Origin of the sequence: Psychroserpens sp. AS72, assembly GCF_038900375.1 — a bacterium.
In the GTDB taxonomy this organism is placed as follows: Bacteria; Bacteroidota; Bacteroidia; order Flavobacteriales; family Flavobacteriaceae; genus Psychroserpens.
The window spans coordinates 23,264-45,593 of the sequence record NZ_JBBMRC010000008.1 but is presented as its reverse complement, the minus strand read 5'-3'; the positions used below and the strand labels follow the sequence as shown (position 1 = coordinate 45,593).

Annotated in this window: 20 protein-coding genes; 13 read left to right on the top strand and 7 right to left on the bottom strand. The window is 32.4% G+C overall.

Going from position 1 to position 22,330, the window contains the following annotated elements; genetic code table 11:
• Positions 1 to 6: 6 nt before the first annotated feature.
• The 3 genes from aroQ (at position 7) to WNY78_RS13950 (ending at position 1,822) form a co-directional block, all read left to right on the top strand.
• A complete protein-coding gene (aroQ, locus tag WNY78_RS13960) occupies positions 7 to 429 on the top strand; it encodes a type II 3-dehydroquinate dehydratase (protein ID WP_342873826.1) in 423 nt (140 codons plus the stop codon).
• 29 nt (positions 430 to 458) lie between these two features.
• Positions 459 to 944, top strand: a complete 486-nt coding sequence (locus WNY78_RS13955; RefSeq protein WP_342873825.1) for a hypothetical protein — start codon at positions 459 to 461, stop codon at positions 942 to 944.
• 239 nt (positions 945 to 1,183) lie between these two features.
• Positions 1,184 to 1,822 (top strand): porin family protein, encoded by a 639-nt coding sequence (locus WNY78_RS13950; RefSeq protein ID WP_342873824.1) that lies wholly within the window; start codon positions 1,184 to 1,186, stop codon positions 1,820 to 1,822.
• 75 nt (positions 1,823 to 1,897) lie between these two features.
• On the opposite strand, the gene lpdA is transcribed toward WNY78_RS13950, so the two are convergent.
• The 3 genes from lpdA to msrB form a co-directional block, all read right to left on the bottom strand.
• Positions 1,898 to 3,274, bottom strand: coding sequence for a dihydrolipoyl dehydrogenase (gene lpdA, locus WNY78_RS13945; RefSeq protein ID WP_342873823.1), 1,377 nt, complete (start codon positions 3,272 to 3,274; stop codon positions 1,898 to 1,900).
• A gap of 56 nt (positions 3,275 to 3,330) precedes the next feature.
• Positions 3,331 to 3,885: a DUF1572 family protein gene (locus WNY78_RS13940; protein ID WP_342873822.1), complete on the bottom strand. Its 555-nt coding sequence runs from the start codon at positions 3,883 to 3,885 to the stop codon at positions 3,331 to 3,333.
• Between the two features lie 103 nt (positions 3,886 to 3,988).
• The gene (gene msrB / locus WNY78_RS13935) at positions 3,989 to 4,471 is read right to left on the bottom strand and encodes a peptide-methionine (R)-S-oxide reductase MsrB (RefSeq protein ID WP_342873821.1); all 483 of its coding nucleotides are present in this window, start codon (positions 4,469 to 4,471) and stop codon (positions 3,989 to 3,991) included.
• Positions 4,472 to 4,633: 162 nt separating this feature from the next.
• Here msrB and WNY78_RS13930 point away from each other — a divergent pair, with 162 nt between their 5' ends.
• The 10 genes from WNY78_RS13930 (at position 4,634) to WNY78_RS13885 (ending at position 18,478) form a co-directional block, all read left to right on the top strand.
• Positions 4,634 to 6,037, top strand: coding sequence for a glycogen/starch synthase (locus WNY78_RS13930; RefSeq protein ID WP_342873820.1), 1,404 nt, complete (start codon positions 4,634 to 4,636; stop codon positions 6,035 to 6,037).
• Between the two features lie 14 nt (positions 6,038 to 6,051).
• Positions 6,052 to 7,317 (top strand): glucose-1-phosphate adenylyltransferase, encoded by a 1,266-nt coding sequence (locus WNY78_RS13925; protein WP_342873819.1) that lies wholly within the window; start codon positions 6,052 to 6,054, stop codon positions 7,315 to 7,317.
• A 20-nt stretch (positions 7,318 to 7,337) separates the two neighbouring features.
• Positions 7,338 to 9,248 (top strand): 1,4-alpha-glucan branching protein GlgB, encoded by a 1,911-nt coding sequence (glgB, locus tag WNY78_RS13920; protein ID WP_342873818.1) that lies wholly within the window; start codon positions 7,338 to 7,340, stop codon positions 9,246 to 9,248.
• A 59-nt stretch (positions 9,249 to 9,307) separates the two neighbouring features.
• Positions 9,308 to 10,483, top strand: coding sequence for a TlpA disulfide reductase family protein (locus tag WNY78_RS13915; RefSeq protein ID WP_342873817.1), 1,176 nt, complete (start codon positions 9,308 to 9,310; stop codon positions 10,481 to 10,483).
• A 237-nt stretch (positions 10,484 to 10,720) separates the two neighbouring features.
• The gene (locus tag WNY78_RS13910) at positions 10,721 to 13,129 is read left to right on the top strand and encodes a glycoside hydrolase family 31 protein (protein WP_342873816.1); all 2,409 of its coding nucleotides are present in this window, start codon (positions 10,721 to 10,723) and stop codon (positions 13,127 to 13,129) included.
• Between the two features lie 103 nt (positions 13,130 to 13,232).
• Entirely contained in the window at positions 13,233 to 14,063 is an 831-nt protein-coding gene (locus WNY78_RS13905; protein ID WP_342873815.1) for a M48 family metallopeptidase, read from the top strand.
• A 78-nt stretch (positions 14,064 to 14,141) separates the two neighbouring features.
• Positions 14,142 to 15,434 carry an MFS transporter gene (locus tag WNY78_RS13900; RefSeq protein ID WP_342873814.1) on the top strand — a complete coding sequence of 431 codons (1,293 nt, stop codon included), beginning with the start codon at positions 14,142 to 14,144 and terminating at the stop codon, positions 15,432 to 15,434.
• 39 nt (positions 15,435 to 15,473) lie between these two features.
• Positions 15,474 to 16,262: a hypothetical protein gene (locus tag WNY78_RS13895; protein WP_342873813.1), complete on the top strand. Its 789-nt coding sequence runs from the start codon at positions 15,474 to 15,476 to the stop codon at positions 16,260 to 16,262.
• Positions 16,263 to 16,400: 138 nt separating this feature from the next.
• A complete protein-coding gene (locus tag WNY78_RS13890) occupies positions 16,401 to 17,429 on the top strand; it encodes a hypothetical protein (protein WP_342873812.1) in 1,029 nt (342 codons plus the stop codon).
• 212 nt (positions 17,430 to 17,641) lie between these two features.
• Positions 17,642 to 18,478: a hypothetical protein gene (locus WNY78_RS13885; RefSeq protein WP_342873811.1), complete on the top strand. Its 837-nt coding sequence runs from the start codon at positions 17,642 to 17,644 to the stop codon at positions 18,476 to 18,478.
• Positions 18,479 to 18,533: 55 nt separating this feature from the next.
• Here WNY78_RS13885 and WNY78_RS13880 read toward each other — a convergent pair whose 3' ends face one another.
• The 4 genes from WNY78_RS13880 to WNY78_RS13865 all read right to left on the bottom strand — a co-directional run bounded on the left by WNY78_RS13880 (position 18,534) and on the right by WNY78_RS13865 (position 22,310).
• A complete protein-coding gene (locus tag WNY78_RS13880; protein ID WP_342873810.1) occupies positions 18,534 to 19,832 on the bottom strand; it encodes a DUF2268 domain-containing putative Zn-dependent protease in 1,299 nt (432 codons plus the stop codon).
• An 83-nt stretch (positions 19,833 to 19,915) separates the two neighbouring features.
• A complete protein-coding gene (locus tag WNY78_RS13875) occupies positions 19,916 to 20,638 on the bottom strand; it encodes a head GIN domain-containing protein (RefSeq protein WP_342873809.1) in 723 nt (240 codons plus the stop codon).
• A gap of 27 nt (positions 20,639 to 20,665) precedes the next feature.
• Positions 20,666 to 21,760, bottom strand: coding sequence for a hypothetical protein (locus WNY78_RS13870; RefSeq protein WP_342873808.1), 1,095 nt, complete (start codon positions 21,758 to 21,760; stop codon positions 20,666 to 20,668).
• Positions 21,738 to 22,310, bottom strand: coding sequence for a hypothetical protein (locus tag WNY78_RS13865; protein WP_342873807.1), 573 nt, complete (start codon positions 22,308 to 22,310; stop codon positions 21,738 to 21,740). The genes WNY78_RS13870 and WNY78_RS13865 overlap by 23 nt, the downstream gene beginning before the upstream one ends.
• Positions 22,311 to 22,330 lie beyond the last annotated feature (20 nt).

Below are 22,330 nucleotides of genomic sequence, written 5' to 3'. Positions count from 1 at the left end.
TACTCTATGAAGAAACTTATCATCATTAACGGTCCAAATCTTAACCTATTAGGTAAGCGTGAAACTAATATCTACGGAAATATGACGTTCACAGAATTCTTTGACCAAACCATTAAAAAATTCCCTAATGCTAAATTAGAACATTTTCAATCTAATATAGAAGGCGAGTTGATAGATAAAATTCAAGACGTTGGATTTAGTTATGACGGTATTATTCTCAACGCAGCAGCTTATACACATACTTCTGTTGGTATTGGTGATGCTGTCAAAGCTATTACAACTCCAGTGGTAGAAGTTCATATCTCTAATACATTTTCTAGAGAGGAATTTAGACATCAATCTTATATCTCACCAAATGCAAAAGGTGTTATATTAGGTTTTGGCTTACAGAGTTATGAGTTGGCAATCCAAAGTTTTTTGGATGATTAATTAATACATTAATGAGTTAAAAACTAATCATGAAATACGTCGTTACACTTTTTAGTTTGTTTTTCTTTTTTTCTATTCTGAAATGTAACGCGCAATCCAATGTAGACTTCGGAATAAAAGGAGGTCTAAACCTCACGTTTTTTAAAGTCCCTGAAGCCCAATTTGGAAACACTATTCAAACCGAAACAGGTTATTATGGAGGTGTTTATGTCAATTTTGAAATTAATGATGCTGTGTCTCTTCAGCCTGAACTATTATATGTTCAATTAAATGACTTTAAGTTTATTAATGCTCCCATCTATGCAAAATTTCAATTATCAAATAAATTGAGCTTTTTGGCTGGTCCGAGTCTTAACTATTTTTCAGATTTCTTTATCAATAAATTTAAAGTAAGAGGTGATATTTCTACAGCTTATAACATCACAGAAAATTTTGATCTACATTTAAAGTTTGTTGTCGGTTTCACTGAAGTGGCACCAAATGGATTGTTTATAGGAGCTGGTTATAAATTTTAATACCTTAATTAACATTTTCATAAATTAGACTATACTTTTTTTAAAATATTATAATTATTAAAAGCGATCTCTTTTTAGCAAATGAGTCAATTTTTTGATGAATAAAAAACCCTTGTTTTTATTGGTTATACTATAAATTTTGGCTAAAATTTTAACCTTCGTTAAACCAATGTTAAACATGCCAATGCCTATAATTCTCCTTCCTAATTTTACTGTTATTAACCCAAAAATAATAAACAATGAAGAAGGTAATTTTAATTACAACAGCAACATTATTATCATTAATTAGTGCAAATGCACAGTCAGATTCAAGAGAGGTACAACTAGGAGTAAAGGGAGGTGTAAACTTTTCTACAATAACTGGAGATGATCTTGGAGACTTAGATTCTAGAACTAGTTTTAACGCAGGTTTAGTTGCCGAAATACCAATATCTAATCGTTTCTCTTTTCAACCAGAGGTTTTTTATTCAGGACAAGGATTTGATATTAGAGAGGTAGATCAGGATAATGCTTTTGATACAGATGAAAATGTAGAGTATCAATTAGATTACATCCAAGTACCACTTTTATTAAAAGCTTATATAGTAAAAGGTTTAAGTGTAGAGGCAGGACCTCAATTTGGATTTAAAATTCATGAAGAATTTGATTTTCAGCCAAACAGTGATGGAGGCGATATAGAAATAAATTCTGATGACTCCTATGTTAAAGATTTTGATACCAGTGTTGCATTTGGTGCTTCGTATAAGTTTGACAATGGTTTTTTCTTTAACGGTCGTTATAACTTAGGTGTTACAGATATTTTTGATGACGGTACACTGTTTGAAGGTGTAGATGCTAAAAATGATGTTTGGCAATTTGGAATTGGTTTTATGTTTTAAATACAATTCAAAATTTTTGCAAAAAAAAAGTTCCAGATTATTCTGGAACTTTTTTTTGTATTACTATCTTAAATGTTACAAATGTATCACTTCACCATAAGCAGCTGCAACAGCTTCCATAACCGCTTCACTCATTGTTGGGTGAGGGTGAATAGCTTTTAATACTTCATGACCTGTAGTTTCTAGTTTACGACCTAAAACAGCTTCAGCAATCATATCTGTAACTCCAGCACCAATCATATGGCATCCTAACCATTCGCCATATTTAGCATCAAAGATTACTTTAACAAATCCGTCTTTTGCGCCAGAAGCACTCGCTTTTCCTGATGCAGAGAATGGGAATTTTCCGACTTTAATATCTAAGCCTTGTTCTTTTGCTTGTTTTTCGGTCAAGCCTACACTTGCAATTTCTGGAGAACAATAGGTGCAACCTGGCACATTTCCGTAGTCAAGTGCTTCAACATGCTGACCTGCAATTTTTTCTACACATAAAATACCTTCGGCAGAAGCCACGTGAGCTAATGCTTGACCTGGAGTTACATCACCAATAGCGTAGTAACCAGGAATATTTGTTTGGTAGTAATCGTTTACTAAAATTTTGTCTCTATCTACAGCGATACCAACATCTTCTAAACCGATATTCTCGATATTAGATTTGATACCTACAGCAGATAATAAGATGTCTGCTTCAAGAATTTCTTCTCCTTTACTAGTTTTTACAGTCGCTTTAACGCCTTTTCCAGAGGTATCAACATGAGTCACTTCTGCAGATGTCATAACTTTAATTCCGCTTTTCTTAAACGAGCGTTCTAATTGTTTAGATACGTCTTCATCCTCAACAGGAACTATATTTGGTAAATATTCAACAACAGTGACTTCAGTACCTATAGCGTTGTAGAAATATGCAAATTCTACTCCAATAGCACCAGAACCTACAACAATCATTTTCTTTGGTTGTTTGTCTAGTGACATTGCTTCTCTATATCCAATAACCTTTTTTCCATCTTGTGGTAAACTAGGTAATTCTCTAGATCTTGCTCCAGTAGATATTATAACGTGATCTGCACTGTATTCTTTACCGTCAACTTCAACTTTTTTACCAGTTTTTAATGTTCCGAAGCCTTCAATAACATCAATTTTGTTTTTCTTCATTAAAAACTTAACTCCATTACTCATGCCATCTGCAACACCACGACTACGTTTTACAATAGCGTTGAAGTCTTTGTCATATTCTTTAACAGAAAGACCATAGTCTTCTGCATGTTTTAAATATTCAAAAACCTGAGCAGATTTTAGTAAAGCTTTTGTAGGTATACAACCCCAATTTAAACAAATACCACCTAAGTGTTCTTTTTCTATAACTGCAGTTTTAAATCCTAATTGCGAAGCTCTAATTGCTGCTACGTAGCCTCCAGGACCACTACCAAGTACTATAATATCGTATTTACTCATGAGTTTATTTTTGTCATATAATTAAGGCTACGAAGTTACAAAACCAAATTGTAATATTAAAGGTCATCTGTAAAATGTCTTCGACCTTTTTCTTTGCTAAATTTTTTTGTGTTGTAAGTTGAAGATTGTCCTTTAGGAATCGACAATGATTCCCAATGTTTTCCTTTGGTTAATTTGCCTAGAAAAACAAGCTGTCCAATGTGATAAGCATAGTGTGCTAATTGACGATTTATAGCTTCGGTAACCGTGTGACCTTGGTTTCTAATATATATAATATGATCTAAATCTTTACTGGTTAAAGGTGTTATCGCATTAAATAAACAATCCCAACCTTGATTCCAATAGTTGATTAATTCTTCTTTATTCTGAAATGTATCTTTAAATTCATTGTCGCGATGTCTCCATTCTTTTTCGCCATCTTCAGTTAAAAAATTGGTCCAACGACTTAGCATATTGCCTACAATATGTTTTACTATGATAGCAATAGAGTTGGAGTCTTCAGCAAATTCATGTTGCAGTTCTTCAATTGATAATTGAGCAATAGTTTTGTCACCAAGACTTTTATAGTATTCAAATTGTTTTATAACACTAGTTAAATATGAAGTTTCCATGTATTTGAATTTTGTACTATAAAAATAGCGATACAAAATCTATGACACTATAGTTTATGATAGTTAGAAATTATATCGCTATTATATATTTTTAGTCTGAAGTTTATTCCGCAGGAACAAACGTCAAAGCATCACCATTAATACAATGACGTTTACCAGTTGTTTTTCTTGGTCCATCATTAAACACGTGTCCTAAATGTCCACCACAAGTGGCGCAATGTTCTTCATCTCTGCTATAACCTAGTTTGTTATCAGATCCAAAAGCGACATTACCTTTAATCTCACGATCAAAACTTGGCCATCCTGTACCAGAATCAAATTTATGTTCACTTTTAAATAAAGGAGTTTTACAAGCTGCACAATGGAAAGTGCCTTTGCGTTTTTCATTATTTAATTCGCTACTAAATGGACGTTCAGTTCCAGCTTGCCTTAATACATAATAGGCATCGCTAGATAATTCTTTTTTCCATTCGGCATCTGTTTTACTAACAGGAAATTCTTTTTCTTTTTTAGTTTCTGTTTTCTGAGCAGAAGAATTACAACTAAAAAATAAGGCAATTGTTAATATTGTTATTATCTTTTTCATAGAATAAAAATAGGGATTGTTTTAGTTTTTCCTTTTGGTCGTATGAAATTTTAATTCATTACGAAAACGATTTAGTTTTATCATAAGTATAACATTGTGTAAATCAATGTAATTTTTTCACTAATAATTAGTAAGTTTATAGACTAACATAAAAAAAAAGGAATGAGAATAATGCATATTAGCGCAGAATGTTATCCAGTAGCAAAAGTTGGAGGTTTAGCCGATGTAGTAGGAGCTTTGCCAAAATATCAAAATGCTATTGGAGCCATGAGTAGTGTTATTATGCCTTTATACAATAATGCATTTACCAATAAGCATAAATTTATATCAATACATGATTCTCAAATAAGTTTAGGAAATACTAAAGTAGATTTTAGCGTGTTAAAATTAACTGAATCTATTTTAGATTTTGATATACATTTTATTCACATCAATGGATTGCTTTTCAAAGACTATGTGTATTCAGATAATGATACAGATCGTTTTTTAGCTTTTCAAATAGCTGCTTTAGATTGGATTCTAACGTTAAATGACAAACCAGACTTTATACATTGTCACGATCATCATACAGGTTTAATCCCTTTTATGACTCAAGAAAGTTTCAAATATGAATCTTTAAATAAAACACCTACAATTACAACAATCCATAATGCTCAATATCAAGGATGGATGTCCTACGAGAACTTGTACAAATTACCAAGGTTTAATATTGAGAGAGTTGGATTGATAATGTGGGATGGGATGATTAATCCATTAGCAGCAGCAATTAAGTGTGCTTGGCGTGTAACTACTGTATCTCCTAGTTACATGGAAGAATTAAAGCATAATGCTAACGGACTTGAGTTATTATTAAGAGCTGAAAGTGCTAAAGCAATTGGAATTTTAAATGGGATAGATTCTGAAGTTTGGAATCCAGCAACAGATACTTATATCATTGAAAATTATAAAAAAACATCAATAGAAGCTGGTAAAAAAGCAAATAAGAAATGGTTATGTGATCAATTTAATTTGGATGAAAGTAAACCTCTATTTGCATTTATAGGTCGTTTAGTAGGTGAAAAAGGTGCCGAACTTTTACCTTATGCACTAGATTATGCTTTACGTTCAAAAGATATCTCAGTAATTGTTTTAGGATCTGGATCAAAAGATACCGAAAGACAATTATTTGAATTAATACCTAGACATACAGGGAATTATAATGCCTTTATTGGTTATGATGAAAAGCTGTCACACATTATTTATGCTGGAGCAGACTTTTTATTAATGCCTTCTCGTGTTGAGCCTTGTGGATTAAACCAAATGTATTCATTAAGATATGGAACCGTTCCAATTGTAAGACGCATTGGTGGATTAAAAGATACGGTTGTAGATATTGGTGACAATGGTTTTGGTATTTGTCATAATGAAGTTTCAATACAAGATATTGTTGTAGCAATTAGTAGAGGAAAAGATTTTTATAAACACCAAAAAGAATTTAAAGCAAACAGAAAACATATTATGAGCATAGATCATTCTTGGAAGGTCTCTGCTAAAGCATACATAAACTTGTATAATTCAATTAACTAAACTAAACGATAGCTATGATAAACGATAAAGTATTGTCAATTATACTTGGTGGAGGCCAAGGATCTAGATTATATCCTCTAACTGCTAATAGATCCAAGCCAGCAGTACCAATTGCAGGAAAGTATAGGTTAGTAGATATTCCTATTTCTAATTGTATTAATTCTAATATCAAAAGGATATATGTGTTAACACAATTTAATTCTGCATCTTTAAATCAGCATATTAAAAACACCTACCATTTTAGTTTTTTTAGTAGTGCATTTGTTGATGTTTTAGCGGCAGAGCAAACAATGCAAAGCGATAAGTGGTTTCAAGGAACTGCAGATGCTGTAAGACAAAGTATGCATCATTTTTTGGCTCACGATTTCGATTATGCGTTAATACTTTCAGGAGATCAATTATATAATATGGATCTAGAAGATATGATTGCAAAACATAGAGAAAGTAATGCAGAAATAACGATTGCTACCTATCCAGTAAACGCTAAAGATGCTACAGGTTTTGGTCTTTTAAAAACGAATGATGAAAACGTAGTGACATCTTTTATAGAAAAACCAGCATCAGAATTACTGCCAGATTGGACCTCTGAAGTTAGTGATGAAATGAATAAAGAAGGTAGAAATTATCTAGCTTCAATGGGTATTTATATTTTTAATAGAGATCTATTAATAGATTTAATGAAAAATCCAGATACTAATGATTTCGGTAAAGAAATTATTCCTCAATCCATACATAATCATAAAACATTAAGCTATCAATATGAAGGCTATTGGACAGATATTGGTACCATAGAATCCTTTTTTGAAGCTAATTTAGGATTAACAGATGATATCCCTAAATTTAATTTGTATGATGAAAATAGAGTTTATACAAGAGCTAGAATCTTACCTACCTCTAAGATTTCTGGAACAACAATAAACAATTCTGTAATTTCTGATGGTTGTATTATACATGCTGAAAAAATAGAACGATGTGTTATTGGTATTAGATCAAGAATTGGTAAAAATTCGTTAGTTCAAAACACATATATGATGGGTAATGATACCTATGAGTCTCTAGCAGATATGGAAGCTAATCATATTGAAAACCTTTTAGGTATCGGTAATAATTGTTTTATAAACTATTGTATTGTAGATAAAAACTGTAGAATTGGTGATAATGTTAGAATCGAAGGAGGGAAACATTTAGAAGATAAAGAAACAGATAGCTATCTCATTAAAGATGGAATTGTAGTTATAAAAAAAGGTGCTACTATTCCTAAAGGCACAATAATTAAATAAATTTTATTCCCAAACAATAGATGGCAGAAGTTATAGCACACAGTCTTTTTACAGATTTTGATATCAACCTTTTTAAATCTGGAAAGCATTATCGCTTATACGAAAAATTTGGTTCCCACATTACAACCGTCGATGGTGTAGAAGGTGTTTATTTTGCAGTTTGGGCTCCAAGTGCAAAAATGGTTTCTGTGATTGGAGATTTTAATTTTTGGACTGAAGGCCAACATAAGTTGAATGTACGTTGGGATTCTAGCGGAATTTGGGAAGGCTTCATTCCTGGAGCAGGAAAAGGCACTCATTATAAATACAAGATACTTAGCAGTAATAACGATATAAAAACCGAAAAAGCTGATCCTTACGCAAGACGTGCAGAACACAATCCTAGTACAGCGTCAATTGTTTGGGATGACAATTACAAATGGAAAGATACTAAATGGATGAAAAAGCGAAAGAAGCATAATGCTTTAAACGCACCATTTTCTGTCTATGAAGTACATTTAGGTTCTTGGAAAAAGCAAGTTGAAGAGAATCGTTTTATGTCTTATGTAGAACTGGCAGATGAATTAGTCAGTTACGTAAAAGAGATGAACTTTACGCACGTTGAGTTAATGCCAATAATGGAGTTTCCTTATGATCCATCTTGGGGTTATCAGGTTACCGGTTACTTTGCTCCAACATCACGATTTGGTTATCCCGAAGAATTTAAATTATTAGTCGATAAATTACACCAAAACGATATTGGGATTATTCTCGATTGGGTACCATCGCATTTTCCAGAAGATGCTCACGGACTAGGATTTTTTGATGGTTCTGCGCTTTATGAACATCCAGATAGGCGAAAAGGATATCACCAAGATTGGAAGAGTTTAATTTTTAACTACGGAAGAAACGAAGTCAAGTCCTTTTTAATAAGTAATGCCATTTTTTGGTTAGATCAGTACCATGCAGATGGCTTTAGAGTTGATGCAGTTGCCTCTATGCTATTTTTAGATTATAGTAGAGAAGATGGAGAATGGGAACCTAATATGTATGGCGGACGAGAAAATCTAGAAGCCATGTCATTTCTTCGCGAAATGAATGAAGCTGTGTATTCAGCATTTCCAGATGTGCAAACTATTGCTGAAGAATCTACAGCATTCCCAATGGTCTCCAAACCAACATTTCTTGGAGGTCTAGGTTTTGGTATGAAATGGATGATGGGTTGGATGCACGATACGCTTGAGTATTTTGGAAAAGAATCAATTTATAGAAAGTACCATCAAAATGACCTCACATTTTCTATGACCTATACATTTACTGAGAATTTCATGTTGCCTTTAAGTCATGACGAAGTTGTTTATGGTAAAAAATCTATTTTAGGTAGAATGCCAGGAGATGAGTGGCAACGATTTGCAAACTTGAGATTACTCTATAGCTATATGTTTACGCATCCAGGAACAAATGTATTGTTTCAAGGAAGTGAATTTGGGCAAAGTTCAGAATGGAATTTTGAGCAAAGTCTAGATTGGTTTTTATTAGAATATGCACCACACAAAGGTGTTCAAGAGTTATATAAGGATTTAAATACATTTTATAAATCTCAACCAGCATTATATCAAAAACAATTTTCTGCGGAAGGTTTTGAATGGATCGACTACAATGATCACGAAAATTCAATTTTGACATTCATTAGAAAAGGAGATAAGCCAAAAGACGATTTAATAGTGGTTTGTAATATGACACCAAGCCCACAAGAAAAATACCGTATCGGACTTCCGAAGAAAGGAAAACTAAAAGAAGTATTTAACAGTGATCTAAAAAAATATTTTGGGACTGGAGACTACAAAAATAAATTGTTAACGTCTAAAGCTGTGGCACATCATTTTAGAGATAATTCTGTAGAAATTTGTTTACCACCTTTAGGGATGGTGGCTTTTAGGTATGGGAAGTAGAGGTAGTAGAAGTTTGTGTGTTATCAAGCTTTTATCCAGAAAATCAAATTTTTTTTTAGATGAAAATTAAATCACTCATGATAATAGTTATAGTTTTTACTATTTTCAATTCATGTGATAAAACGCAAAATGATAGTAATACTTTTTTCTTAAAAGGAAAAATAGAAGGTCCCAAAACGGAATATATGGTCTTGCGTTATTTTGATAGCTCCAACGTATATGTTGCTGATACATTGCGAATTAAAAACGGATTATTCTCAACAAAAGGGCATGTAATCAACACTCAAAGGGCTTCATTGTCAAGCAATTTATCGGGTAGGTCTATCGAAGACCCTAACAATTTAATGTTTTTTTTAGAACCAAATGAAATTGATATTGTTGTTAAGGAAGGACAATTTGCAAATGCAAAAATTAGTGGCTCAAAAACTCAAATTGAAAAAGAAAATTTAGATAAATCAATAGACCCTCTTCTCAAAAAATTTGAAATTTTAAAACGTAAAAAAGATAGTCTTTACAATTCCAAGAAAGAAACCAGTAACGAAGATTATGAAAAAGAGATTGAAAATTTAAATGCAGAAATGCTGAAAATACAGGACGAGTTAAGAGCAGTGGAACTACGTTATTCAGCTAATAATCCAAAATCATATTTGAGTGCAGATATAATAGACATATACAAAAGAAGAATATCTCTTGACTCTGTTAAAGCATTATACACCAAATTAGACCCAATAATAAAAGAGTCATCCTACGGTTTACGAATCAAAGACCAAATTCGAGTTGTCAATTCCGGAGATGTTGCACCTAATTTTTCTCAAGAGGATGTAAATGGCAATATGTTGGATCTAAATCAATTCAAAAGTAAAACAGTTTTATTAGACTTTGGTGCAAAATGGTGTGTCCCATGTGTGAAAAATCATCCAGAATTAAAGAGAATGTATGATAAATACCATTCAAAAGGTTTTGAAATTATAGGCGTATCGTTAGACATCGATAAAATTATCTGGAAGGAAAACGTATTAAGTGAAAAATTAAACTGGTATCATGTTTATGAAGGAAATTTTAACTTAGGAAAAGAAGGCACTATTACTAGAGCATACTCTGTCGTGCCTGTGCCTGCATATATACTTATTGATAAAAATGGTATTATTGTTGATCGCTATGTTGGAGCTGATAATGATAATAAAAGCCTAACTGATCTGGAGGATAAACTAAATGAATTACTAACTTCGAATTAATTTTTAAATAGAAAATAAAAACGTTTACTAAAAGCATGTATAATTCATAACTCTTCCTGAATCAACTCAAACATTCTATAAATCTTATTTTCTAGACCAATATACCAAAACATTCCCACCACAACCACATCCTCGAAATCGTTATAGTTAACAAATCCTAACAATAACTATTTACAATACTTTTATACGTCCCTTTTTTTCCGTTTTTTTACATGTTTCATGCAAGAGATATAGCTTATGATTGTAAATACAGAATTAGAAAATAAAGGAAATTTAGTTCCTTCAAAAATAATTAACTTTAAAAAGGACGTAGATACACTCTATTTTTCTACAGAAAATGATGTTGTCCTACAACTCACAGTCCTTAGAGATAGTGTGTTGCGTTTTAGATATACAACTACTGGTACGTTTGATAATGATTTTTCATATGCAATCACAAAATACGCAAGCACAGGTTACAACCATTTAGAAATTGAAGAGACTAAAACCAATTATGTCATCACTACAAAAAAGTTGATCTGTCACATTTCCAAAGAAAACCTAGGTGTCAAAATATATGATGCTATTGATAATGTACTGATTAACGAAGATGAAACAGGTTTCCATTGGGAAGAGAGTTACGAGTATGGTGGTGACGTCGTGAAGATGAGTAAAGTGTCTAAAGATGGTGAAAGTTATTATGGACTTGGTGACAAGCCTAGCCACTTAAATTTAAAAGGAAAACGTTTTGAAAATTGGGCAACAGATTCTTATGCCTACGGAAAAGATACAGATCCAATCTATAAGTCCATTCCATTTTATACAGGCTTACACAACAAAAAGGCATACGGTATTTTCTTTGATAACTCGTTTAGATCGTTCTTTGATTTTGCTCATGAACGTCGTAATGTAACGAGTTTTTGGGCACTAGGAGGTGAGATGAATTACTATTTTATCTATGGTCCTAAAATGACCGAAGTTGTAGAAAGCTACACAGATCTTACAGGAAAACCACATTTGTTGCCACCACTTTGGGCTTTAGGGTTTCATCAATGTAAATGGAGTTATTACCCAGAATCTAAAGTAAAGGAAGTCACTTCAAAATTTAGAGATTTAAAAATACCATGTGATGCCATTTATTTAGATATCGATTATATGGAAGGTTTTCGTTGTTTCACTTGGAACAAAGAACATTTTCCAGATCCTAAACGAATGGTGAAAGAATTGGCAGACGACGGATTCAAAACAGTCGCCATCATTGATCCAGGAATTAAGATTGATAAAGAGTATTCTGTTTTTAAAGAAGCTTTAGAAAAAGACTATTTCTGTAAACGTGCAGATGGTCCATATATGAAAGGTAAAGTATGGCCTGGAGAGTGTTATTTCCCAGATTATACAAATCCAGAAGTTAGAGAATGGTGGTCTGGATTATTTAAAGAATTAATAGAAGATATAGGCGTAAAAGGTGTTTGGAATGATATGAACGAACCTGCAGTGATGGAAGTTCCTAATAAAACATTTCCAGATGATGTACGTCATGATTATGATGGGAATCCTTGTAGCCATAGAAAAGCGCATAATATCTACGGAATGCAAATGGCAAGAGCCACGTATCAAGGGCTTAAAAAGTTTGCATATCCTAAACGTCCATTTGTAATTACACGATCTGCATATTCAGGAACACAACGTTATACGTCTACTTGGACAGGAGATAACGTTGCTACTTGGGAACATTTATGGATTGCCAATGTGCAAGCACAACGTATGGCCATGTCTGGATTTAGTTTTGCAGGAAGTGATATTGGTGGTTTTGCAGAGCAGCCACAAGGCGAATTATTTACACGTTGGGTGCAATTAGGAATTTTTCACCCGTTTTTTAGAGTCCATTCTTCTGGAGATCATGGCGATCAGGAACCTTGGACGTTTGGAAAAGAAGTGACAGATATTGTTAGAAAATTTATTGAGATAAGATATCAGCTTTTACCATACTTATACACTGCATTTTGGAAATATGTAGAAGATGGGACTCCAATATTAAATTCGTTGGTGCTTTATGATCAGGATGATGTACAAACACATTACAGAACAGATGAGTTTGTATTTGGTGACCATATTTTAGCATGTCCAATTTTAGAGCAAAATGCAAAAGGAAGACGTATGTACTTTCCAATTGGAAAATGGTATGACATCTGGACAGATCAAGTGATTAATGGTGGACGCGAAATGTGGGTAGACTCAGATTTGGATTCAATGCCAATATTTGTGAAGGAAGGAGCAATCATTCCGAAGTACCCAATACAACAATATGTTGGTGAGAAAAAGATCGAGACGGTTGTTTTAGACGTATATTATAAAGAAGGTAAAGAGCGTTCTCAATTATTTGATGATGCACATGATGGTTATGATTACACTAAAGGACGTTACAGTTTAAGAACATTTAAATTAACTGGTAAACCTAATGAGTTAATTATTCAGCAGCATAAAGAAGGGAAGTTTGATGCCGACTATGAAACGTTTGAAATTAAAATTCATGGATTGCCATTTGAGATTTCTGAAATTCAAGTAGATAACGTCATAATTCCGTTAGAACGTATTGAAACTAATGGAATTTCAATACTGAGAATCAATAAAGAATTTTCAGAATTACACCTAATTGGTACCATATAATTGGCATCAATTTTGTTTAAAATGTGACAAAATTTAATGTATTGTGTCAAAGTTATATAGAATCATTTTGTAAATTTAGCTAACACAATAAAAACCATTGAAAATGAAAATAAAAAATAATATTGTAGCTGTAGGAATCATAGCATTATTTCTTTCCTGTACTACAAATCCATTTACCGGAAATAAAACTTTGGCATTAGTGCCTAATTCCCAATTATTTCCTACTGCTTTCGCTCAATATGATCAGTTTTTAACTGAAAATAATGTGATAACTGGTACTTCTGATGCAGAAATGATAAAGCGTGTAGGACAAAGAATAGCTGTAGCTGCAGAACGTTGGTTAAACGCTAATGGTCATCAAGGTTATTTAGATGATTACAAATGGGAATATAACTTAGTAAATGATAATACGGTTAACGCTTGGTGTATGCCAGGAGGAAAAATAGTTTTTTATACTGGGATTTTACCTATTGCACAAAACGAAACAGGTATTGCAGCAATTATGGGACATGAAGTTGCACACGCATTGGCTAATCATGGTCAACAACGTATGAGTGCTGGTATGTTACAACAAATTGGTGCAGTAGCAGGAAATATTGCTATTAAGGATGAGCAATCTCGTAACTTATTTAATCAAGCTTATGGAGTTGGTAGTCAAGTAGGTGTGATGTTACCGTTCAGTAGAAGTCATGAAACACAGTCTGACGAAATTGGGTTGTATTTAATGGCTATTGCTGGTTATAATCCTTCAGAAGCTGCAGAGTTATGGAAACGTATGAAGGCAAATAGTGGAGGAGAAGCTCCACCTGAGTTTTTAAGCACACATCCATCAAACGATACAAGAATCAATAACTTAACACAATGGGCTCCAAAAGCCAAAGCTGAAGCTAAAAAATTTGGTGTCGATTCATTTAGACCTTTAGGTAACTTTTAATTGAATCACTTGTAAAGCATAAAAATTATAGTAATTTCGAAGCTGTCCAATAATGGGCAGCTTTTTTATTTATTAACTATGGCAAACCTAGAAAAAGGGAGCAAAAAACTTCTGAATGCTTGGGCATTTTACGATTGGGCAAATTCAGTATATACCTTAACTATTGCGTCTTCGATATTCCCTCTTTTTTATGCATCTTTATTTGCAACTAAAGATGAATTAGTAGCAGCTTTTGGTTATGAAATGAAACAAGAGACTTTAATTACTATTGTGACTGCATTTACCTTTTTAGTTGTTGCAATCTTGTCTCCAATTTTATCAGGAATAGCAGATTATGTTGGTAATAAGAAGAATTTTATGAAGTTCTTTTGTTATGTTGGTTCTGCAGGATGTATTGGTTTATATTTCTTTGATAGAAACTACATACATCTGAGTTTGCTGTTTTATTTTATGGGACTTATTGGGTATTGGGGAAGTTTGGTTTTTTACAACTCTTATTTACCAGACATTGCGCATCCAGAGCAACAAGATAGTATTAGTGCTAAGGGTTTTTCTATGGGATATATTGGTAGTGTTTTATTACTTATAGCAAATTTAGCTATGGTCATGAGCCAAGATACTAAAGAAGGCGCTATTGAGATGATGAAATACTCTTTCATAACTGTTGGTGTTTGGTGGGCCTTATTTAGCCAATATACGTTTTATGTGTTACCAAATGGAACTTCACCAGGTCATAAAGTTACTAAGGCTATTCTTTTCAATGGCTTTAGAGAATTGAAATTAGTATGGTTACAATTAAAACAAAACTTAAGGCTTAAACGGTATCTCTATGCCTTTTTTGTGTTTAGTATGGCAGTCCAAACTATTATGCTTATTGCAACATATTTTGGTGAAAAAGAAATTGAGTGGGCTTCAGAATCTGAGAAAACAACAGGATTAATTGGTAGTATTTTACTTATTCAATTGATAGCAATATTAGGAGCATTCTTGACATCTAAAGCGTCATTTAAATTCGGAAATATTAAAACTCTAATTGTCATCAATTTCATTTGGATGTGTATATGTTTTTATGCATTTTACATGAAATTACCTATGCAGTTTTATTTTGCAGCAGCATTAGTTGGTTTAGTAATGGGAGGTGTGCAGTCTTTGGGACGTTCTACCTATTCAAAATTTCTTCCAGAAACAGAGGATACAACTTCCTATTTTAGTTTTTATGATGTGGCAGAAAAAATTGGAATCGTCATTGGTATGCTCATCTTTGCAGTTGTATCAGAATATTGGTCAATGCGCTACGGAATTTTATTTCTTTTCGTTTTCTTCCTAATAGGAATAGTATTATTATTAAGAGTCCCTAAAGAAGCTAATTAAAATTGTATGTTTGTAGGATAAAACTGTAAATTTATGACTATGAAAAAACTCAACCTTATTTTTTGCCTTGTTATTGTAAACTTAACATTTAACTGTTCTAGTGATTCTTCAGATGGAGATGATCCTATTGATTGTACTGAAGCTACGCAAGCTGTAGCAACAGCGCTTTCAGATTTTAATGATGCTAACGAACTCAATTATGCTGATAAATGCAACGCATATAAAACAGCATTACAAAACTTACAACAATCATGTGGAGATGAAGGTGTTGATATTCAGGCTATTATTGATAATTTAGGAGATTGTACACTTGTAATTTCTAATCCTACAAATGAAGCATTAATGACTGCTAATCTTGATGGTGAGCAGTTTGATGTTATGAAACCAAACGGTTATAACTTATTTAATAGTGCAATTGGTATGGTAACGTATTCTTATGCTAATGATGATGATTATATTCGAATTCAGGGAAATTCTACATACCAAAATATTACACCAAGTGAATTTACAAAAGAAATTACAATTTGGATTCCAGAAAGTAGTTGGAGTGTAGGTACATATAATTTAGCAGATGGTGTCGTATATGATGACAATGGTGTGATGCCAACACCTCATTATGGTATCGTTTATTTTAATAATGATGATTATCCTCAAGCGTTTGAAAATGAAGGGTCAATTACAATTACAGAATTTAATCTAGTTGACAGAGTCATTCGTGGAACGTTTGAATTTACGTACAGAAGATCTGGAGATGCTGGAGAAATAGGACCTTTTAATTGTACTAATGGTACTTTTGACTATTCTTTAGATGCTGACTATTTTGATTAAAGACTATTAACACACATTAAAAAGACCACTATTTATGTTTTAAATAGTGGTTTTTTCATTTCTAAGCCAACTCATATTTTGTTGTATTGCATTCTTAAATATATTAGTATGTTTGTATAAACCCAATTTGAATTTATTATGAAAAAGTTATTTGCGTTATTATTGTGTTCAGCATTCTTAATGGTTCTGTCATGTGAAGACGAACCTTTAGAAGGAGATTTTGGAACCGGAGGATTAACATGCGAAGTTGCAGTTGCTAATACAACACAAGCAGCATTAAATTTTTTATCAGTTAATGTTGATAATTATACACAATTATGTATTGCATATCGTAATGCATTGCAAGAACAAATTTTAGCTTGTGGTGATGCTGATGGTAGTTTGCAAGCTGCAGTAAATGCTTTAGGAGATTGTAGTGATGGTGTAGAAAATGATTGTGATAGTGCACAAGCGGCAGTTGATAATGCTGAATTTGCATTTGATAATGCTACGGCAGATAATTATACAAGTCTTTGCAATGCTTATAAAGTAGCGCTTGAAAATGAAATAGTACAATGTGGAGATGATGATGGAAGTATTCAAGCTGAGATTGATGCTTTAGGTGATTGTATATTCGTAAATCCACCATTATATGAAATAGGAGATATTGGTCCAGCTGGTGGATTTGTTTTCTATGTTGCTCCCAACGGAGGAGGAATGGAAATAGCACCAATTTCAACGCAATTTCAATCACAATGGGGTTGTTATAGTACAGATATAACAGGAACTCAAAGTGCCTTTGGAACTGGTATAAGTAATTCTGAATTAATATTAATGTATCATAACGATATTGATTTTTATAATAATCCAGAGCAATGTCAAGCTGTAGATCCAATATCAGGAATTTTAGTTCAAAGTACAGGTGATGTTGCTGCTAAACATTGTGATGATTTTGTTTTTAATGGATTTAATGATTGGTATCTTCCTTCAATAGACGAATTGCATCTTGCATATGTAAATTTACATACACAAGGCTTAGGAGATTTCTCTACAACGTTTTTAGCGAGTTCTACACAAGACCCTGAAAATCATTGGGAATTCTTAATTGTAGATTTTGATGATAATGGTGTAATTTGGGGAGACGGAAAAAGTGATTTGGTTAATTATAGAGCAATTAGGTCATTTTAATATACATATTTTATGATGTATTGAGAACAATGATTTAAACCTTTTATATAGCTCAGTCAATTTATCTGAGTATTTTAATTTTTTAAATTGAACGTTTAAAAAGCCACTAACTAATTTGTTAGTGGCTTTTTAGTTTAAAGATGTACTTATAGTATTTTCATTTAAATTTAAGATAAATTAGTATGTTTGTATAAACCCAATTTGAATTTGTTATGAAAAAGTTATTTGCGTTATTATTGTTTTCAGCAGTCTTAATGTTTCAGTCATGTGAAGACGAACCTTTAGAAGGAGATTTTGGAACCGGAGGATTGACATGCGAAGTTGCAGTTGCTAATACAACACAAGCAGCCTTAAATTTTTTATCAGTTAATGTTGATAATTATACACAATTATGTACGGCTTATCGTAATGCATTGCAAGCACAAATTTTAGCTTGTGGTGATGCTGATGGCAGTTTGCAAGCAGCTGTAAATGCTTTAGGAGATTGTAGTGATAGTGTTGGAAGTGATTGTGATAATGCACAAGATGCTGTTGATAATGCTGAATTTGCATTTGATAATGCTACGGCAGATAATTATACAAGCCTTTGTAATGCTTATAAAGTAGCGCTTGAAAATGAAATAGTTCAATGTGGAGATGAAGATGGAAGTATTCAAGCTGAGATTGATGCTTTGGGTGATTGTACACAGGTTGTACCACAAGTGGAAATTAGCGTATTTGCTGGTACATTACTAATAGAGTTTGATATGGTAAATGTAGTAATTGATGGTAATATTCTCAAAGTAACAGGAGAAACATCTTTAGCTGCAAATTATATGGTTTATTTTGAAATTGAACAAGGTCAAACTGGAGTTGATGTTATAAATTCTACATTTGAATTGACTCTAACATCTGTTTTCTTTCCTTCAACTCAAGGTTTTGAAGATTATACTTCAAATATTACAGTGAATACAGATGGTGTACTAACTGGAACTTTTGGAGGTGTTGTAACAAATGCAGATGGAGGAGACTTAAGCTTATCATCTGGTATGATTAATATTACGTATTAGAAAAAAGAGATTATTAATACAAAAGCCACTAACAATTTGTTAGTGGCTTTTCTGTTTAGTTATCTGTCGTATGAAATTCAATTAAATAGGGTTTTAAACGAATCCCGTTTTCTAATCTAAAATTGGAGACTAAAAGTTGATAGTTCTTATTTGGTTCTAATGTGATGCTAAAAGTATAGGATTGATTAGCGTTAGTCCATATTCTACTATTATTATCAACTTTAGGATAGTTTGTTTTGCCTAGTGGTCCATAATCAAGACTATTTTGAATTCCATTTAACGTTTCAGAAAAATTAATAGTTATCGTATTGAGAGATGGAGAAACTGTTGTGCTTCCATTTTCAAATTCAGAGATACTCATGACTGTAGGTCTTTTCAGTTCGTAATCGCGTTTAATTTCTGCTAATGTTTTAGGGAAAAATCCCGAAACATCAACTATACGTGCAATTTCTTTTTCATCATAAAAGTCTAATTCAATTAAATCTTTAATAGCTTGTGTTTTATCGCTACAGGAATTATAATAACGTTCACTTATTTCATAACCAACGTAATATCCTAAATCTCTTTCTTTTAATTCGTTTCGATTTTCTCCCCAAAGCCAATTGTAATTATTCTCAGGAGCATATAAATCTTCAATAAATTTATTAATAATAGCCTCAGTGTTTTCTTTTCTAAAAAGAAGAGCAGGAGTATTGGATTTTTCATCAGTAACCTTACAGGAAATAAATTCTGCAATCCCTTCATATAAGCACATTGCCAAAAGGTTTTCTACTATTTCAGTTTGTTGTGTATGGATGTATTCGTGTGTGCACAGTAATGGTAAATTTTCTAATGGTTTGTAATTTTTATAATAGGGTTGTCTCCATTCTGGTAATTCATTTACAATGGTGCTGTCATTACCTAAAGCGAGTTCGCTACCTATTAACACATTATTCCATTTAGCTGTTCCTCCTGTTCTAAATACTCCAACAGTGAAATAAATAGTTGAAGGCTTTAAATCTGGATATGCAGTTTTTAATTTTTTAATATTATCCAAAATTGCAGTTTTGTTGTCCTCAATTTTAGACATGTTAGGACGTATAGATTCCCAAAATTCAGGATAGGAGTGAATGGCTTCTATATATTGTGCTCTAGAATAACCACGAGCATCAATAATATCTTTGAGACCTTGGCTAGCATTTTCGATATAAATGTCTTGTAGAAGTTTATATTGTAATATGGTATCATTGGTTTGTTTTATTTGGTCAAAAGCGTTCCAAAAATTATCAACATCTGTAGTTACAATTTTTTGATGAGGTTCATTTTTACAACTAAAAAATATTAAAACAATTAGTAAGAAAGTTAGATGTCTCATAGTATAAATAATGGTTTGTTGATATAAAATAGCCACAACCTGAAAAACAAGTTGTGGCTAAAGTGAATTATTGATTGATGAATTTAATTTTCTATACTACCAGAACCTGTAACTTTAGAGTCCTCTTTAGTAGGGTTACCTCTATATTCAATATCACCAGAGCCAGTGACTCTTGCTTTCAATTCTCCAGTGCAAACTACCTCTGCATCACCAGAACCTGTTACAGATACGTTTGTATTAACTGTTTTAAGATTAAAGCCGTGAAAATCTCCAGAACCTGTTACTTTGGCGTTTAAATTTTGGGTTGACCCTTTTAGAGTTAAGTCTCCAGAGCCTGCAACACTTCCTGTTACATTTTTAGATTGAATATTTAAAATAACATCTCCAGAACCAGATAATGACGCCTCAAAACTAGTTGAGTTAATTTGATCTTCACTCCATAGATCACCAGATCCAGAAAGTGATACAACATCAATATCCTTAAAAGGAATGGTAATCTTAATAGTTTTATTATTACTAGGATTTAGGTTCTTACCTTTTTCAGTTTTGATTACTAATTTTCCGTTTTTTACTTCTGTAACAATATACTGTATGAGGTTAGATTCTCCTTCTATTTTAATTTCACCTTCAGTTCCAGATACTAAGACGTAATCAAAACTTCCTGCACAATGCACAGCATCGTAATCTGATGTGGTTCTTGTTACTGTTGTCATATTACCATTACCTTTTATTTTTTTTCCGCCCCATTGTGCTTGAGAAAATGTAAAGCTTAATAATGCTGCAATTAATACGATTGATTTTTTCATGATGTTATATTTTTTTTAATACTTGTATTAGTTTCTTTTAAATGTCACACTTCCGTATTCAGATTTTATGTTGATTAGGTTAGGACTGTTGGCATCTCCATGAAAACCTTTGTAATATTTGTCTGACGATTCAATACGTTTCTTGGTGAATTCAAAGTTATCTGCATCACGAAGAGAAGCGTATTCTAAGTCGATATCAAATCTAAAATTGTAAGCAGGTTGATATCCAATTGTGATACCGTTGTAGTCTGATTCTATTTCTATATTACCTGCATTGGCAGACATATTATCAATTTTAATAGAACCATAATCGGCTTTAATATTTACATTTTTATGAATGTTTCCTAATCTAACTGTTAAGTAATCACCATTGCCAGATACATTATTTGCGTTGTTAACTTTTAAAGATCCATAATCACAATTGTAGGTGATGTTTTCTGCTATTTCAATTTCAGATTTAGTATAATCTGCATTGATAGAAAGATCTTTAGTTTTTCCTACGGTATATCCACTATAATCTGCATCAATGCTTCCTCCATTTATATATTCAAAATAAGAATTATTGGTGTAGTCAAACGAGATATCATTATTAGATGCCATGAGTTCCTTAGTTGTAATCTTTCCGTAGTCACAATTAAGTATGGCACGACCTTCTAGCTTGTCTAAATCTATGCTTCCGTAGTCATTATTCAAATCCACATTATTTGTAATCGGCATTTTGATAAAATAATTGATAGACATGTTTACATTATTGTTTTTCCCCCAGTTCCACCAAGAGTTCGATTTACTTTTACTAAACAATGTTTTTGCAGATACCATTGAGTTAGAACTAGAAAACTCTACATCAATATCATTAAGCTTTTCATTTACTTTTTCTAAATCGTCACCGTTTGTTTTTATTCTCACTTCAAAAGTGATTGTAGAACCTTCATAAGTTGTAATATTAATGTTACCGTAGCTATTATCGACTTTTAAAGTCGCATTAGCACTCACATTAAACTCTTTTTTTATCGTTTTTTCTTTGGTATGTTTACCATTGAATTTTTCATGTGTAGTTGCAAATACAAGTGTAGGCACTAAAATAAATGCGAATAATAATTTATATAGTAGTGTTGTTTTCATTTTGGTGTAGTTTAAAATTTTTGACTTCTTCTATGTGTTCTAATACGGTTTGTAAAACATCTATTCTGTTTTGAAAATTGGCAATCATAGCATAAATAACACGCTTGTCATTACCACTTTCATTTAAATCAATTTTTAGAGTTTGATATTCATTCTCTAAAATTTTTAGTTCTTTCATTGCATCGTTAACCATCTCTTCTGTTTCTGGAGAACGAAGTGCTTCGAGAGATGCAACTTCTTGTGCAATAGCAGTAGTGAAAAAGGATTGCGTTTGAGATAACTCTGGAGATACACTTGCCAAATCCATTAGTTCATTACTTTGTTGCTGTTGCATCACAGTAAAAACACTAAAACAAAGTACTATAGATGCTGCAACTGCTAAAAATGGTTTCCAGTAATTGGTCTTTTTAGGAGTATGATCTACAACAGTATTATTTTGTTGTTTTAATTTTTCTAAAAACCTATTCTCATGACCAGCATTTGGCATGTCAACATCAAAGTCACCTTCGAGGTTGTTAAATAGTTTTTTAATTGAATCTTTTTCTTTCATTAGATACTTTTTATAGTCTT

Bases quoted from the DNA above. Each gene is read 5' to 3' on its own strand.
- aroQ (WP_342873826.1), top strand. From the start codon at position 7: ATGAAGAAACTTATCATCATTAACGGTCCAAATCTTAACCTATTAGGT.
- WNY78_RS13955 (WP_342873825.1), top strand. From the start codon at position 459: ATGAAATACGTCGTTACACTTTTTAGTTTGTTTTTCTTTTTTTCTATT.
- WNY78_RS13950 (WP_342873824.1), top strand. From the start codon at position 1,184: ATGAAGAAGGTAATTTTAATTACAACAGCAACATTATTATCATTAATT.
- lpdA (WP_342873823.1), bottom strand. From the start codon at position 3,274: ATGAGTAAATACGATATTATAGTACTTGGTAGTGGTCCTGGAGGCTAC.
- WNY78_RS13940 (WP_342873822.1), bottom strand. From the start codon at position 3,885: ATGGAAACTTCATATTTAACTAGTGTTATAAAACAATTTGAATACTAT.
- msrB (WP_342873821.1), bottom strand. From the start codon at position 4,471: ATGAAAAAGATAATAACAATATTAACAATTGCCTTATTTTTTAGTTGT.
- WNY78_RS13930 (WP_342873820.1), top strand. From the start codon at position 4,634: ATGAGAATAATGCATATTAGCGCAGAATGTTATCCAGTAGCAAAAGTT.
- WNY78_RS13925 (WP_342873819.1), top strand. From the start codon at position 6,052: ATGATAAACGATAAAGTATTGTCAATTATACTTGGTGGAGGCCAAGGA.
- glgB (WP_342873818.1), top strand. From the start codon at position 7,338: ATGGCAGAAGTTATAGCACACAGTCTTTTTACAGATTTTGATATCAAC.
- WNY78_RS13915 (WP_342873817.1), top strand. From the start codon at position 9,308: ATGAAAATTAAATCACTCATGATAATAGTTATAGTTTTTACTATTTTC.
- WNY78_RS13910 (WP_342873816.1), top strand. From the start codon at position 10,721: ATGATTGTAAATACAGAATTAGAAAATAAAGGAAATTTAGTTCCTTCA.
- WNY78_RS13905 (WP_342873815.1), top strand. From the start codon at position 13,233: ATGAAAATAAAAAATAATATTGTAGCTGTAGGAATCATAGCATTATTT.
- WNY78_RS13900 (WP_342873814.1), top strand. From the start codon at position 14,142: ATGGCAAACCTAGAAAAAGGGAGCAAAAAACTTCTGAATGCTTGGGCA.
- WNY78_RS13895 (WP_342873813.1), top strand. From the start codon at position 15,474: ATGAAAAAACTCAACCTTATTTTTTGCCTTGTTATTGTAAACTTAACA.
- WNY78_RS13890 (WP_342873812.1), top strand. From the start codon at position 16,401: ATGAAAAAGTTATTTGCGTTATTATTGTGTTCAGCATTCTTAATGGTT.
- WNY78_RS13885 (WP_342873811.1), top strand. From the start codon at position 17,642: ATGAAAAAGTTATTTGCGTTATTATTGTTTTCAGCAGTCTTAATGTTT.
- WNY78_RS13880 (WP_342873810.1), bottom strand. From the start codon at position 19,832: ATGAGACATCTAACTTTCTTACTAATTGTTTTAATATTTTTTAGTTGT.
- WNY78_RS13875 (WP_342873809.1), bottom strand. From the start codon at position 20,638: ATGAAAAAATCAATCGTATTAATTGCAGCATTATTAAGCTTTACATTT.
- WNY78_RS13870 (WP_342873808.1), bottom strand. From the start codon at position 21,760: ATGAAAACAACACTACTATATAAATTATTATTCGCATTTATTTTAGTG.
- WNY78_RS13865 (WP_342873807.1), bottom strand. From the start codon at position 22,310: ATGAAAGAAAAAGATTCAATTAAAAAACTATTTAACAACCTCGAAGGT.